The sequence below is a fragment of the Acidisoma sp. S159 genome, assembly GCF_009766125.1.
Classification (GTDB): Bacteria; Pseudomonadota; Alphaproteobacteria; order Acetobacterales; family Acetobacteraceae; genus Acidisoma.
Map to the genome: position 1 here is coordinate 302,128 of NZ_LMUG01000067.1, position 13,815 is coordinate 315,942.

Here is a 13,815-nt window from a genome sequence, read left to right on the forward strand (position 1 = left end):
TCTCTCATATCGGGAAATCGACGAGCAGGCTGATCAGCGTCTGTGTCGCGACACCGAAGTCATCCAGCGTCATCGCCTCATCCGGGTTGTGACTGCCATTCTCGTTACGGATGAAGATCATGGCGCTCGGGATCCCCATTTGCGCGAAGACCGCCGCGTCATGGCCTGCGCCGCTCGCCATCTCGAAAGGCGCGTCGAGCAGACCCATGATCTTCGCACGCAGTCTTGTGTCCATGAGTGCCGGTGGCGAATCGCTAGTGGTGCCGAGATCGAAGCTCACCCGATAATCTCGCCCGATACGTTCAGCCGCATCTCGCGCCTCGGCCGCCACGATGTTCATGGTGGTGTCCGACGTGCTGCGGATATCCAGAACGAAGCGCGTTTCTCCGGCGATCTTGCTGGGGCCGTGCATTGTGGCGTCGGTGTAAAACTCACCCGAGGTCAGCACGAGATCCGCGCCGGCCGCTTCCTCACGCAGCCACACTGCTTCCATCTGATGCAGAAGTGCGACTGTCGCGGCCACCGCATCGCGGCGATAGGGGCGGGCGACGGCGCCGGAATGCGCATAGGCGCCGACGCACCGCGCATTGCGGAACCGTTTGCAGCCCCGGATGCCGGTGACCACGGCAACCGGCAGGCCCTCGTTGACGAGCGTCGGACCCTGCTCGATGTGCAGCTCCAGATAGGCGCGGATGCTATTTGGTTCGATGAGGTGACGCCGCTCGCGAATTGTGCTGGGATCGAAGCCTTGCGCGGCCAATGTCGCCTCTAGAGTGAGTCCGGTATCCGCGCGCGCGACCGACAGGCAATCCGGATCAAGCAGCCCGAGAGCCCCGGCGCTCCCGACATAAGCGATATCGAACCAAGCGGATTCCTCGGCGCGGATGCCCATCACGGCGATGTCGCAACGCGGCACGAAACCGCCGCTTCGCAATGCCGAGAGGGCGCAAAGCCCTGCTACGACACCCGCCGCGCCATCGAAATTGCCGCCCTGAGGCACGCTGTCGAGGTGGGAGCCGATGATGATGCGCGGCGCCGCGCGGTCAAGGCCCGGCAGTGTCATCGTCAGGTTGCCGATGGCATCGACCGCGCATTCCAGACCGATCGCGACGGCCCTGCGCCTCAGAATGTCATGAGCCGCCTGCTCACCCGCGCCGTAGCTATCGCGAACGATACCGCGTCCGACGCGCGTGGCCAGCGCCAGCTCATCGAAGATCGCGCCGGCGAGGTCGGGATCGAATTGAATGATGTCGTTAATCGGCAAGATCCTCGAAAACTGGTTGCTCGCTCTGCAAGTTCAGCGAGAATGCGTGTCACGTCAGCGACAATTTCATCCAGCCATGGAACCACCATGAATGTCTAGTTTGCTCGCCGGAAAGATCGCCGTCGTCACCGGAGCAAGTGCCGGGATCGGTCGCGCTATCGCCCTCAGCTTCGCGGCAGAGGGGGCGACGGTCGCGCTCGCCGATATCACTACCGAACCGCTGGAAGGCGGCGAGCCGACGCTCGATCTGATTACCCGTGCGGGCGGCAAGGGCATTTTCGAAACCGTCGATGTCTCGAAATGGGAGGATCTCGACCGGCTCGTGACGAAAACGGTGGCGCTCTATGGCCGGCTCGATGTCATGGTCAACAACGCGGCGATCTATTCGGGAACGCCGCTGCTGGATACGACGATCGAGCAGTGGGAGCATGTCATGGCGGTCAATATGACCGGCATGTTCCTCGGCTGTAAGCGCGCGGTGCAGCAGATGATCTCGCAGGAGCCTCGGGAGGAGGTGCGGGGGCGGCTGATCAATCTTGGCTCGCAGCAGGGTATCGTGACCTCGCCGCGCGATACGCCCTATGGCGTCAGCAAGGCGGGCGCCATCTATCTCACGCGGCAGATCGCCGTTGACTATGCCAAGGACCTGATCGTCTGCAATTCGATCTCGCCGGGCAAGGTCGTGACCGGCAAGCCGGGGCTGCCGATGGATCCCGCTCTGATGGAGAATGCCCGACGCCGCACGCCCTGGCCGCGTCTCGGCCGGCCGCAGGACATCGCGAATGCCGCCGTGTTCCTGGCGAGCGACCGCGCCACCTTCATGACCGGCTCGAACCTCGTGGTCGATGGCGGCTGGCTAGCTGCCTGATCCTCAGCCGCCGCGACGCTTCTGGTTGAGGCTGTCGATCAGCACCGCGCCGAAGATCACCGCGCCCTGGATGAACTGCACCCAGAAGGGCTGCACGTTTTTCAGCGTAAGACCGTTGTTGATCAGGCCGATGATCAGCACGCCCAGCAGCGTACCCAGGATGCTGCCCTTGCCCCCGAACAGGGACGCGCCGCCGATAACCACGGCCGCGATCGCGTTCAGCTCCAGCCCCACCGCCGCGATCGGCTGCGCGCTGTCCAGCCGCCCAGCCAGCACCACGCCGCCCAGACCCGCGAGCGCGCCGCTGATGATGTAGACGATGGCGAGCGTGCGCGTCACGGGAATGCCCGCCAGCCGCGCGGCGTCGCGATTACCGCCCACGGCATAGACCTCGGCGCCGAACACCGTGCGTGCCAGCACCAGGCCCGCGATCAGGAACACCGCCGCCGCGATCAGTGCCGCGACCGGGAAGGGGCCGATATTGCCGCCGCCGATATTGTCGAAGGCGTCCGGGAAGGAGAAAATCGTATTGCCGTTGGTGACGATGAAGGCGAGGCCGCGCGCCATGGCGAGCACCGCGAGGCTCACGATGAAGGGCGCCATGTTCAGCGTCGTCACCGCGAAGGCGATGAAGCCACCCGACAAGGCGCCGATGCCGATACCCAGCAGCACCGCGATGGGCACCGGGATATGCGCGTTGAGCGCGAGCCCCGCCATTACGCCGGTAAAGGCCACCACCGAACCCACGGATAGGTCGATGCCGCCGGTCACAATGACGAAGGTCTCACCCACCGCGACGATGCCGATCAGCGAACTCGCCAGCAGGATCGAGAGCAGATTGGCGGAGGTCAGGAAGGACGGCGTCGTTATCGCCAGATAGACCGAAATCGCGACGAAACCCACCACGATGGTCAGCTCGTTGATGGCGCGCGTCACCGAGGAGAGACCGAAGTTTCGCTTCGGGGCGGGGGAGGTTTGACCGGATGCCATCGACAGCCTTCTCTTTAACGGACGCCGCGTCAGCCGAGGGCTGCGAGGGCCATGATGCGTTCCTGGCTGAAATCGGCCTTGGCGACCATCCCGGCGATGCGGCCTGTCCGCATCACCAGGACACGATCGCAGAGACCCAGCAGCTCCAGCATGTCGGAAGACACGACCAGGATCGCCGCTCCGCGCTCCGCCAAGGCGTTGATGAGCCGATAGACCTCGACTTTCGCACCCACATCGATACCGCGCGTCGGCTCGTCGAGCAGGAAGATGCGCGGCTTCGTGGTCAAGGCGCGAGACAGTACGACCTTCTGCTGGTTGCCGCCCGACAGCGACCGGACAAGCTGGCGAATGCCCGGCGTGCGGATGCGCAGGTCTTCGACAGCGTGCTCCGCCAGCCGGTCGATCCGGCCTTGCGCGAGGATCGAGCGCAGCCAGGAAACCTTGGTGAGGGTGGACATCGCGACATTGGTGCGGAGCGAGAAGGGCATCACCAGACCCTCGCCCTTGCGGTCCTCTGGCACTAGCGCGACCCCGGCGGAAAGCGCCTGGCGCGGCGAGCGAATATGGCGCTCCCGCGCCTCGACATGGATCTTGCCCTTGGTCGCGGGCAGGGCGCCGTAGATCGTCTTGAGCACTTCGGTTCGGCCCGCGCCGATCAGGCCGCCGAGGCCGACCACCTCGCCGGCCCGAAGCTCGAAGGAGACATCCTCGAAGCGGCCGGCGGAACTGAGCCCCTCGACCTGGAGCAGCACTTCGCCCAGCGTGGCGTGGCGGGCGGGGAACAGCGCCTCGATCGGGCGATTGACCATCGCCTGGATCAGCGCGTCCTCGGTCCAATCCTTGGTCGCTCGGGTTTCCACGGCGGCGCCGTCGCGCAGCACCGTCACGCGGTCGCAGATCTCGAAGACTTCTTCCAGATGGTGGCTGATGAAGACCAGCCCGACGCCGGCATTCCGCAGCGTCGCGATCGTGGCGAACAGGATGCGCTGCTCGGCCGTGGTCAGCGTCGCCGTCGGCTCGTCCATGACGATGACCCGCGCCTCGCGGGACAGCGCGCGGGCGATCTCCACCAGCTGCTGCTGCGCGATGCCGAGCCGGCGAACCAGCGTGCGTGGCGAAACGGAGAGGCCGACGCGGGCGAGCAACCGGCTCGCCTCGCGGTTCAGCGCGGCGCGGCGTATCCCGCCGAGCCTGCCGCGCGGCAGATGGCCGAGGAAGATGTTCTCGGCCACCGAACGCTCGGGGATGAGGCTGAGTTCCTGGTGGATCACGATGATCCCGGCATCCAACGCGTCTTTGGGACGCCTTGGGCTGAATGGCACGCCCTCAAGATGCAACTGGCCCGCATCGGGGCGAAACACCCCGGCGAGAATCTTCATCAAGGTGGACTTCCCGGCGCCATTCTCGCCGACGATACCGAGCACCTCCCCCCGGTCGAGGGAGATGCTGACATCGGAGAGAGCTTTCACCCCGGGGAACCCCATGGAGATGCCCTGCATCTCCAGCAGCCGCGTCATGCTGTCAGGCCCGCATTTGCGCGGGGTCTTACGGCCAAGTCCTGTTGCCATCCACGCCTGCCCACGACTTCACTAGGAAGGCGTGGATGCTCGGCCTTCGCCGAGCATGACGAATGGGTTGGGTTGAGCGGGCGGCTCACCGGCTCAAGGGACAGGCTGGCCTCGAGAGTATCGTCATGGCACGCGAGGGCGTGCCATCCACGCCTTGCCTTAGTCGAGCAAATAAGTCCTGGACGCCCGATCCTCACCGCATCCAACAACAGATTGTCGCCTTACTGGCTCACCTCGTCGCCCCACAGGCCATAGGCCTTGGCCGCCGGGCTATCGATCGTCTCTTTCGTCAGCAGCATATGCGGCCAGAATTGATGCGCGGGGATGCTTGCCTTGTCGCCATGCAGATAGGCCTCGACATAGGCGACCGACTGCTTGGCCATGGTCAGGGGGTTCTGCGACAGCGTGCCATCCATCTGGCCCTTGCGGATGGCGCTCAGCGCCTGCTCGGTGCCGTCGATGCTGATGATCACGATGTGCTTCGGATCGCCGATCGGCGCGAATCGGTTGGCCTGGCGGATCGCGCGGATGGCGCCGACCGCGTTGTCGTCATTGCCGTTGAACACCGCGTCGATGTCGTTATGGGCCGCGAGAAGCTGGGTCATGATGTTGAAGGCCTTGTCGGCATCGAAATCCGCCGCCTGCTTGGCCACCAGCTTGAGGTCCGGATTGTCCTTTTGCAGCACCGCCAGCTCGGCGGCGAAGCCTTGCTCGCGCTCATCGCCCGCCGTGGTGCCGAGGAGACCTTCGAGATCGACCACATTGCCCTTCACCGAGCCGTAGCGCTTCTTGAGCTGCTCCGCGATGAAGTCGGCGCCCTCCTTGCCGAGCGCCACGTTGTCGGTCTCGAGGAAGTTCACCTGGCAATCGCCGCAGGCGGCGCCACGGTCCAGCGTGAAGACCGGAATGCCCTTCTTATTGGCTTCCTTCACCACCGGCACGATGGAATTGGCGTTGATCGGGTTGAGGATCAGCGCCGCCACATGCTGGTTGATGAGGTCGGTGACCTGGTTGGTCTGGGTATTCGCATCGCCATTGGCGCTGGTATTGATGAGCTTGAGGTCAGGATGTTGGGCGATCCCGGCCTGCACGCCCTTCGTCATCCCCTGGAAGAAAGGATTGGCGAGGGTGGCGACGCTGAGCCCGACCGTATAGCTGTCGGCCGCATGGGCTGCCGAGGCGGCCCATGCGAGACACGAGACAGCGGCAATCGCCGCGAGATTCTGCTTGAGTTTGGACATGAGTTCTCCCTCGCGCCGAGACTTTTCGCTTTTTTACGCGGCGTTGATTAGGACAGTAGATAGCCCCCCTGGCAGCGTCAACGCGGCGAAACTCGCCGTCGGCGGCAAACCAGATATGCCTCAAACGAGACAATTTGAGCCACGGAGCAATTGAAGGGTCGGAGTCCAACAGACCTCGCACGCTCCCAATGACACTTTTGCTTCAGCACGCCCGCCTCGCCGTGCGGAAGGCAAAAGCCGCGGCCCGAGACCATTTTCCCCCGGGGGGACACGTGCTAATTGAGGACTAAGCCTGACCGACATTCACCCAATGGCGGATCGGGAGGCTGGCCGAAGTGGAAGGTGCGCCGTGGCGTGCCAGGACCACGAGGACGCATCCGATCCGGCAACCCTAGACCAGCGGTAAAGGAACCAACCCATGGCCTCAGACGCACCGAAGACTCTGAACCGGCTGGGCCAAAGCTTGTGGCTCGACAACATCACGCGCGATCTTCTCGATAGCGGCACGCTTAAGCGCTACATCGACGAGCTGTCGGTCACGGGCCTGACCTCCAACCCGACCATCTTCGACAACGCCATCTCGAAGAGCAAATGGTACGACAAGGAAATCATCTCGCAGCTCGATAGCGGCGCCAAGGGCGAGGGCCTGTTCTTCAACATGGCCGTGCAGGACCTGAGCCGCGCGGCGGATCTGTTCCTCCCGGTGTACGAGCGCACGGGCACGGTGGACGGCTTCGTCTCGCTCGAAGTGTCACCGGTCTTCGCCTATGACACCAAGGCGACGGTCGATCAGGCCAAGACGCTGCACAAGCAGGCGAACAAGCCGAACCTCTTTATCAAGATCCCCGGCACGCCCGAGGGCCTGCCCGCGATCGAGGATGCGATCTTCGCCGGCATCCCCATCAACGTGACGCTGCTGTTCTCCACCGACCAGTACAAGCTCGCCGCCGATGCCTATATGAAGGGACTGGAGCGCCGGGTCGCCGCCGGTCTGTCGGCCGATGTGCGCTCCGTCGCCTCGCTGTTCATCAGCCGGTGGGATGCGTCCGTGACCGAGAAGGTCCCGGCCGAGATCCGCAATACCCTCGGCCTCGCGGTCGGCGCGCAGTGCTACAAGGCCTATCGCGACATCATCGAGAGTGACCGTTTCCAGCGTCTGCAGAATGTCGGTGCCCACGCACAGCGCCTGCTCTTCGCTAGCACCGGCACGAAGGACAAGAACGCGTCCGACACGCTGTATATCGCGGGCTTGGCCGCTCCGAACACGGTCAATACGATGCCGGAAGGCACGCTGCTGGCCTTCGCCGATCACGGCAAGTCAGCGACCGCCCTGCCGCGTGACGGCGGTAACGCCGAGGAAGTTCTGGCCGCGCATGTGAAAGCGGGCATCGACCTCAGCGCGCTATCGACCGAGCTGCAATCAGCTGGCGCCAAGGGCTTCGTGAAGTCCTGGACCGAGCTGATGGGCGCGATCGAGTCCAAGAGCAAAGTGCTCGCTTAGTCTTCGAACGACCAAACCCCTCTCGTCGCACAGGTGGCGAGAGGGGCGCTTTACTGTTCCGTGCCGATAGAGCGTTGCCACCGGCCTGATCCTGATCTAGCTGGCTGGAAAGACTCTCGGCGAGGAGACTTCCCAAAGTGCATATTCTCATCCTAGGCGCTGCCGGCATGCTCGGCCGCAAGCTCACCGATCGGCTGGTGAGCGGGACGGCGGGCCTGTCGCCCGACACACTGACGCTGGTCGATGTCGTTGAGCCGCTGGCGCCCGCCGGCTTCAAGGGCAATGTGACGCGTCAGGCGGTGGACCTTTCGGCCGCCGGCGTTGTCGATCGCTTCGTCGCGACGCGCCCCGACATCATCTTCCACCTCGCCGCCATCGTTTCCGGCGAGGCCGAGGCGGACATGGACAAGGGTTACCGCGTCAATCTCGATGGCACGCGGTATCTGCTGGAGGCCATCCGGCAGGAAGGCGCGCGAGCCAATACGGAGAAGTATTACCCGAGGGTGGTCTTCACTTCCTCGATCGCGGTTTTCGGCACGCCGATGCCGCCGGTCATTCCGGATGACTTCAACCTCACGCCGCTCTCCAGCTATGGCACCCAGAAGGCCATCGGCGAACTGTTGCTGGCGGATTACAGCCGCCGAGGCTTCCTCGATGGCATCGGCCTTCGCCTGCCGACCATCTGCGTGCGGCCGGGCAAGCCGAACCTGGCGGCATCCGGCTTCTTCTCCTCCATCATCCGCGAGCCTTTGGTGGGTCAGCCGGCGGTGCTGCCGGTCAGCGACAAGGTACGCCACTGGTTCGCCAGCCCGCGCGCCGCGATTGGCTTCCTCATCCATGCCGCGACCTGCGACCTCGCGCCCTTGGGCGGCAGGCGAAGCCTGGCGTTGCCGGGCGTCACGGCCACCGTCGCCGAGGAGATCGAGGCGCTGCGAAGCGTCGCCGGCGAGGCCGCGACCCGGCTGATCACCCGCAAAGCCGATCCCGCGATCGAACGTCTCGTCAGCAATTGGCCAGAGGCTTTCGACACCCAGCGCGCACTCGCGCTCGGTTTCCGCGCCGATGCGTCCTTCGAGGCGATCGTGCGCGTGCATATCGAGGAAGAGCTGGGCGGCCGCGTTTAGCGTCGGTGTCTTCGACGCTAAGCCGCGGCCAAAGGATCCGTCATTTCACGCAAAGGCGGGGCGGCCCCCCGCGTGCCGTCCATGCCTCGCCTTCGTCGAGCAAGGAAGGCGTGGATGCTCGGCCTTCGCCGAGCATGACGTGGCGGAATTGGCGCGGTTCAAACCAAAGACATCCTTCGCACGGATCACGACAGGCTCCTTATCCTCTGCGCCAGACCCGAACGCCCTGACGCGGAGAGTGGCCATGCGCATCCTCTTCATCTCGTCCAATCGCATTGGGGATGCCGTCATTACCTGCGGCGTTCTGGATCACCTCATCCGAACCTACCCCGAAGCGCGCTTCACCATCGCCTGCGGTCCTGCCGCACGGGACGTTTTCGCGCGGATGCCGAACCACGAGCGCACGATCATCGTCGTCAAGCATCGGCGCGACCTGCATTGGTTGAGGCTGTGGCGCGACGCGGCCTTTACCTTCTGGGATCTCGTGGTCGATATGCGCGGCTCCCTCATCGCCTATCTTCTGCCGACGCGCAGGCGTGCCGTGCGGCGGCGGGTTCCGGGGCGGATGTACGAGCAGTACGCCGCCATCCTCAAAATTAAACCGCCACCGCTGCCGATCGTCTGGACGGCGCCGGAGGATCGCGCGAAGGCGGCAACGCTGTTGCCGCCGGGCCGGCCAGTGATCGGCTTCGGCGCGACCGCGAATTGGGCGCCGAAGGTCTGGGCCGCCGACCGTTTCGCGGAACTGTTTCGCAGGCTCGCCGAGGGACCGCTGCCGAATGCCATCCCCGCCGTCTTCGCGGGACCTGGAGACGCGGAGCGCGACATGGCCGCACCTTTGCTCGCGGCACTGCCGGGCGCGCTCGACTTCCGTGGCAACCTCATCATCCCGGAGGTGGCCGCCTGCATCCAGCGCTGCGCCCTCTATGTCGGCAATGACAGCGGGCTCATGCACCTCGCCGCCGCGTCCGAAACACCGACGATCGGTTTGTGCGGGACGACGATCGATCGTGCGGAGGAAATGGCCCCGGCCGGCAAGCATGCGGCCTGGGCCTTGGCGGACGGACCGTCGATGGAGAGCCTTTCCGTCGATACGGCCTACGCGGCCTGCATGCGAATGCTGGACACGGTGCCGGAGCGGACGGCGACGATATTGGCGGCGCGTTGAGGCGGGATGTCTTTGGTTTGAACCGCGCTCATCCCACCACGTCATGCTCGGCGAAGGCCGAGCATCCACGCCTTTGCTTGCTTCACGAAGGTAAGGCGTGGATGGCACGCCTTCGCGTGCCATGACGGATCTTTCGGGTCGCGGCTCGCATCAGTGCATCACGTTCGCACCACGCCTAACCCGTTGGCGTTGAGCGCAGCCGGTCGAGTGCCGTACCGGCCAGGATGAAGCTGTCGTCGTGGTCTTTCAGGACGAAGCCGATCCGCTCGTAGAAGGCGCGTGCCGAGGCGTTCATCCGATCGACTTCGAGCAGGATGAAGCCGCAATCCTCGTGAGCCTCGCGCGCCAGCACCGCGCGCAAGAGCGCGATGCCGAGGCCCGCGCCTCGCTGCGCTTCGTCCACATAAAGATCGGATAAGTAAACGCCCGGCCGCCCTCGCCATGCCGAGAACAGCCAGGAGTAAAGGCAGAAGCCGACCAGCCCATGCGCCTGTTCCGCCACCAGGATGGTGAAGCGGCCTCGCCCCGCAGCCCCGTGCGCAAGCAGATCCGCGGCGGTCGTCCTGGGGACGAAGCCCGGTTCGATGTGTTCGGCGAGTTTGCGAATCATCGCCGCGACCGCGCCAAGCTCGTCTACCTTCGCCTCCCTGATAAGAGCCGACGAACTCAAGCCGATGCCCCAGCCGGCAGACCAGCTCCCCTCGCGAAGTCGAGGAGGCTCGCGGTGATCCCATCCATGATCTCGTCGATCTGCGCCTCCGTCACGATGAGCGGCGGACAAACCATGAAGTGATCGCCGATACGGCCACCCCGTGTGCGGCGCGAATAGAGGATTAGCCCACGCTCGTACGCGATATCGATCAGCCGCAGATGGGCGTTCAGCTCAGCCGGGAGCGGCGCCATCGTCTCCCGATCCGCCACCAGCTCGAAGGCCAGCAGCAGCCCCTTGCCGCGCACGTCGCCGATAAATGGGAAACGCTGCATGAGCGCCTGAAGCCGCGCCTTCAGCCGTTCACCTCGATCCTGCGCCGCTTCCAACAGGTCCAGCCGATCGATCTCCTCGATCACCGCGAGGCCGGCGGCACAGGCGAGGGGATTGCCGGCATAGGTATGGCCGTGCATGAAGCCGCCATTGTCGATCACGGCATTGGCGATCCGCGCGTCAGCCACCATCGCGCCGAGCGGCACGTAACCCGCACCCAGCCCCTTCGAGAGTGCGATAAGATCGGGCCGTACGCCCCAATGGTCCAGCGCCAGATATTTCCCGGTGCGGCCGGCGCCGCTCATTACCTCGTCGCTGATCAGCAGGATGTCGAACTCGTCACAGATGGCGCGGATCTCGGCATGGTAGCTGTCCGGCGCCACCAGCGCTCCGGTCGAGGCGCCGCCCACCGGCTCCATGATGAAGGCGAGCACCGTCTCCGGCCCCTGCCGCAGAATCTCCTCCCGCAGCATCCGCGCATAACGCAGCCCGCGTTCCTCGGCCGAGAGGCTGTCCCGGTCGAGGTAGCAAGTCGGCGCAGGGATCTTCGGCATCTCGCGCATCATCGGCGCGAAAGGCGCACTCATCAGTGACATGCCTGTGACTGAAAGGGCGCCCAGGGTCGTGCCGTGATACGAAGGGAAGCGCGAGATGACCTTCCAGCGCTGCGCCTCACCGATCGCCAGCGCATATTGGCGGGCGAGCTTGAGGCAACTCTCCACCGCCTCCGAACCGCCCGAGACGAAGAAGACGCGGTCGAGCCCCGGCGGCATCTTCGTTGCGATCCGGTTGGCGAGTTGCTCAGCCGGTTCGTTCTCGAAATGCAGGCGATAGCCGAAGGTCGAACGGTCCATCTGCCGCCGCATCGCTTCCAGCACGGCCGGGTTGGAGTGCCCGATGTTGGAGACCATCGAGCCGCTGGAACCGTCGAGGTAGCGCTTGCCGTTCTGGTCCCAGAGATAGACGCCCTCGGCCCGATCGAGCAGGGGCCGCCGCAGCCGCGTCTGGTAGAACAGTTTCGACGCGGATTGATCCGTCGGCATAACGCCTCCCCCTATCGCCACACCCTAGCTTCGGCCGGGACGCCGCATTTGCCCAGGCCCGCGAGGCGTGCTTGAGACAGTTGATCCGCTGACGACCCCAAGCATCGAGGCCCTTACGATGACCGACCTGAATGCCGTGCTCGACGCCGCCGATAATGGTCTGGATCGCAGCCTCGACCGGCTCTTTGAATTCCTGCGAATCCCATCAATCTCCGCCGATGCCGCCTATGCGGCGGATTGCCGCCGGGCCGCCGATTGGGCCGCTGCCGCGCTGACCGAAATTGGCTTCGAGGCCTCGGCACGGAAGGCGCTGGGGCAGCCCATCGTCGTCGGCCACCGCCGCACCGGTCGCGCTGGCGCGCCGCATGTCCTGTTCTACGGCCATTACGACGTGCAGCCGCCCGACCCGCTGGATCTTTGGACCTCGCCGCCCTTCGAGCCGCAACGTGTGCCGGGTCCGCGCGGTGAGGCGATCGTTGGGCGCGGCGCGTCGGACGACAAAGGCCAGGTGATGACCTTCGTGGAAGCCTGCCGCGCTTTCATCGAAACGCGGGGCGAATTGCCCATCGACGTCACCGTGTTGCTCGAGGGCGAGGAGGAATCCGCTGCCCTCAGCCTGGTGCCCTTCCTCACCGAGAACCGGGAGGAGCTGAAAGCCGATTTCTGCCTCATCTGCGATACCGACCTTTGGAATGCGGAGACCCCCGCGATCACCACGATGCTGCGCGGCATTGTCTATGAGGAAGTCACCATTCGCGCGGCGTCGATGGACCTGCATTCCGGCATGTATGGCGGCGCGGCGCAGAATCCGATCCGTGTGCTGGCCCGCATCATCGCCGACTTACATGACGCCGAGGGTCGCGTGACGCTCCCCGGTTTCTACGACGACGTGCGGGAATTACCGCCGGAGGTGAAAGCGGGCTGGGACGCGTTGGGCTTCGACGATGCCGGTTTCCTCGGCGCGGTCGGCCTGTCGGTTCCGGCCGGCGAACGGGGGCGCTCCGTGCTGGAGCAAATCACCACACGGCCGACCTGCGACGTGAATGGCATCCTGGGTGGCTACACGGGGGAGGGGGCGAAGACCGTCATCCCCTCCGAAGCCTCCGCCAAGATTTCCTTCCGTATGGTGGGCGGGCAGGATCCGAAGGCGGTGCAGGCGGCCTTCCGGCAATTCGTGACGGAGCGTCTGCCGGCCGACTGCGAGGCCCGTTTCCTCGGCCACGGCAATAGCCCGGCCGTGACAGTGCCTTCCGACGGCGAACATGTGCGGCGCACACAGGCGGCCCTGACCGAAGAGTGGGGCAAGGCGGCCGCGATCATCGGTTCGGGTGGGTCGATCCCCGTGGTGGGCGACCTTCAGCACGTTCTCGGCATCGACTCGCTGTTGGTCGGCTTCGCGATGGACGACGACCGCATCCATTCGCCTAACGAAAAATACGACTTACGCAGCTTCCAGAACGGAATCCGCTCGTGGATCAGGATCCTCGACGCTCTGAAGTGACCAACCGACGTTGAGCATTGCAATCGCCCGCTCGGATCTCGCCGGGCGAAATGGTGAGAGCTGCTTCAGATCGCGAAGACGATCGGCGCATGGGCCGGGCGCTTCAGGCCCGAAACCTGGGCGCGCTGGATGAGCGCCTCCAGCGTAATGGCCTGCAAATGGGCATGGACATGCTGTTCCAGCTCGACCCACAGAGGCTCGACCGCCGCCGTCTGCAACTCGCCGCCTGCTTCCGTGACGGTTTCCTCCGCGCCGTCGCCTCCCGTCACCGCTTCCACGATCTCGGCGAGGTTGATTTGACGGGCGCTGCGGCCCAGACGGTAACCGCCTTTCGGGCCGCGCGTGCTGTCCAGCAGGCCGACTCGGGCGAGTCCCTGCAGAACCGGCTCGATTCCACGCCGAGCCATCGCCAAACGGTCTGCGATATCACCAGCGCTTTCAAGGCGCTGCCGGCCGGCGTGCCATCCTATATCCAGCATGACCGCGATAGCGGTATAGGCCCGTTCGCGACGCATGAGCATCGACGTTCTCTCCTTGATCGCGGCGAAGCTAAGAAATTCACTTC

General features: G+C 64.9%; 12 protein-coding genes. 5 read left to right on the forward strand and 7 right to left on the reverse strand.

What is annotated here, in order from left to right:
• Positions 1–4: 4 nt before the first annotated feature.
• A complete protein-coding gene (locus GSQ92_RS24095; protein WP_216856925.1) occupies positions 5–1,264 on the reverse strand; it encodes a Zn-dependent hydrolase in 1,260 nt (419 codons plus the stop codon).
• Between the two features lie 91 nt (positions 1,265–1,355).
• Between GSQ92_RS24095 and GSQ92_RS24100 the strand changes: the two genes are divergently transcribed.
• Positions 1,356–2,132, forward strand: a complete 777-nt coding sequence (locus GSQ92_RS24100) for an SDR family NAD(P)-dependent oxidoreductase (RefSeq protein WP_158805132.1) — start codon at positions 1,356–1,358, stop codon at positions 2,130–2,132.
• Between the two features lie 3 nt (positions 2,133–2,135).
• Here GSQ92_RS24100 and GSQ92_RS24105 read toward each other — a convergent pair whose 3' ends face one another.
• The 3 genes from GSQ92_RS24105 to GSQ92_RS24115 all read right to left on the reverse strand — a co-directional run bounded on the left by GSQ92_RS24105 (position 2,136) and on the right by GSQ92_RS24115 (position 5,931).
• Complete coding sequence (locus GSQ92_RS24105) at positions 2,136–3,122, reverse strand: ABC transporter permease (RefSeq protein ID WP_159014141.1); 987 nt, start codon at positions 3,120–3,122, stop codon at positions 2,136–2,138.
• 29 nt (positions 3,123–3,151) lie between these two features.
• Positions 3,152–4,690 (reverse strand): sugar ABC transporter ATP-binding protein, encoded by a 1,539-nt coding sequence (locus GSQ92_RS24110; RefSeq protein WP_216856926.1) that lies wholly within the window; start codon positions 4,688–4,690, stop codon positions 3,152–3,154.
• Positions 4,691–4,911: 221 nt separating this feature from the next.
• Entirely contained in the window at positions 4,912–5,931 is a 1,020-nt protein-coding gene (locus GSQ92_RS24115; RefSeq protein ID WP_158805134.1) for a sugar ABC transporter substrate-binding protein, read from the reverse strand.
• A 418-nt stretch (positions 5,932–6,349) separates the two neighbouring features.
• On the opposite strand from GSQ92_RS24115, the gene tal reads away from it, so the two are divergent.
• The 3 genes from tal to GSQ92_RS24130 all read left to right on the forward strand — a co-directional run bounded on the left by tal (position 6,350) and on the right by GSQ92_RS24130 (position 9,724).
• The gene (gene tal, locus GSQ92_RS24120) at positions 6,350–7,432 is read left to right on the forward strand and encodes a transaldolase (protein ID WP_158805135.1); all 1,083 of its coding nucleotides are present in this window, start codon (positions 6,350–6,352) and stop codon (positions 7,430–7,432) included.
• Positions 7,433–7,569: 137 nt separating this feature from the next.
• Complete coding sequence (gene denD / locus GSQ92_RS24125) at positions 7,570–8,556, forward strand: D-erythronate dehydrogenase (protein ID WP_158805136.1); 987 nt, start codon at positions 7,570–7,572, stop codon at positions 8,554–8,556.
• A 244-nt stretch (positions 8,557–8,800) separates the two neighbouring features.
• Positions 8,801–9,724: a glycosyltransferase family 9 protein gene (locus GSQ92_RS24130; protein ID WP_158805137.1), complete on the forward strand. Its 924-nt coding sequence runs from the start codon at positions 8,801–8,803 to the stop codon at positions 9,722–9,724.
• Between the two features lie 175 nt (positions 9,725–9,899).
• Here GSQ92_RS24130 and GSQ92_RS24135 read toward each other — a convergent pair whose 3' ends face one another.
• Complete coding sequence (locus GSQ92_RS24135; protein ID WP_216850496.1) at positions 9,900–10,394, reverse strand: GNAT family N-acetyltransferase; 495 nt, start codon at positions 10,392–10,394, stop codon at positions 9,900–9,902.
• The gene (locus tag GSQ92_RS24140; protein ID WP_158805138.1) at positions 10,391–11,749 is read right to left on the reverse strand and encodes an aspartate aminotransferase family protein; all 1,359 of its coding nucleotides are present in this window, start codon (positions 11,747–11,749) and stop codon (positions 10,391–10,393) included. Before GSQ92_RS24140 ends, GSQ92_RS24135 begins: the two co-directional genes overlap by 4 nt.
• 118 nt (positions 11,750–11,867) lie before the next feature.
• Here GSQ92_RS24140 and GSQ92_RS24145 point away from each other — a divergent pair, with 118 nt between their 5' ends.
• Positions 11,868–13,250, forward strand: coding sequence for a M20/M25/M40 family metallo-hydrolase (locus GSQ92_RS24145; RefSeq protein WP_158805139.1), 1,383 nt, complete (start codon positions 11,868–11,870; stop codon positions 13,248–13,250).
• A gap of 65 nt (positions 13,251–13,315) precedes the next feature.
• On the opposite strand, the gene GSQ92_RS24150 is transcribed toward GSQ92_RS24145, so the two are convergent.
• A complete protein-coding gene (locus tag GSQ92_RS24150; RefSeq protein WP_158805140.1) occupies positions 13,316–13,771 on the reverse strand; it encodes an Rrf2 family transcriptional regulator in 456 nt (151 codons plus the stop codon).
• Between the last annotated feature and the right edge of the window lie 44 nt (positions 13,772–13,815).

Coding starts and splice junctions, on each gene's coding strand:
- GSQ92_RS24100 (WP_158805132.1), top strand. CDS start 1,356: ATGTCTAGTTTGCTCGCCGGAAAGATCGCCGTCGTCACCGGAGCAAGT.
- GSQ92_RS24105 (WP_159014141.1), bottom strand. CDS start 3,122: ATGGCATCCGGTCAAACCTCCCCCGCCCCGAAGCGAAACTTCGGTCTC.
- GSQ92_RS24110 (WP_216856926.1), bottom strand. CDS start 4,690: ATGGCAACAGGACTTGGCCGTAAGACCCCGCGCAAATGCGGGCCTGAC.
- GSQ92_RS24115 (WP_158805134.1), bottom strand. CDS start 5,931: ATGTCCAAACTCAAGCAGAATCTCGCGGCGATTGCCGCTGTCTCGTGT.
- tal (WP_158805135.1), top strand. CDS start 6,350: ATGGCCTCAGACGCACCGAAGACTCTGAACCGGCTGGGCCAAAGCTTG.
- GSQ92_RS24130 (WP_158805137.1), top strand. CDS start 8,801: ATGCGCATCCTCTTCATCTCGTCCAATCGCATTGGGGATGCCGTCATT.
- GSQ92_RS24140 (WP_158805138.1), bottom strand. CDS start 11,749: ATGCCGACGGATCAATCCGCGTCGAAACTGTTCTACCAGACGCGGCTG.
- GSQ92_RS24145 (WP_158805139.1), top strand. CDS start 11,868: ATGACCGACCTGAATGCCGTGCTCGACGCCGCCGATAATGGTCTGGAT.
- GSQ92_RS24150 (WP_158805140.1), bottom strand. CDS start 13,771: ATGCTCATGCGTCGCGAACGGGCCTATACCGCTATCGCGGTCATGCTG.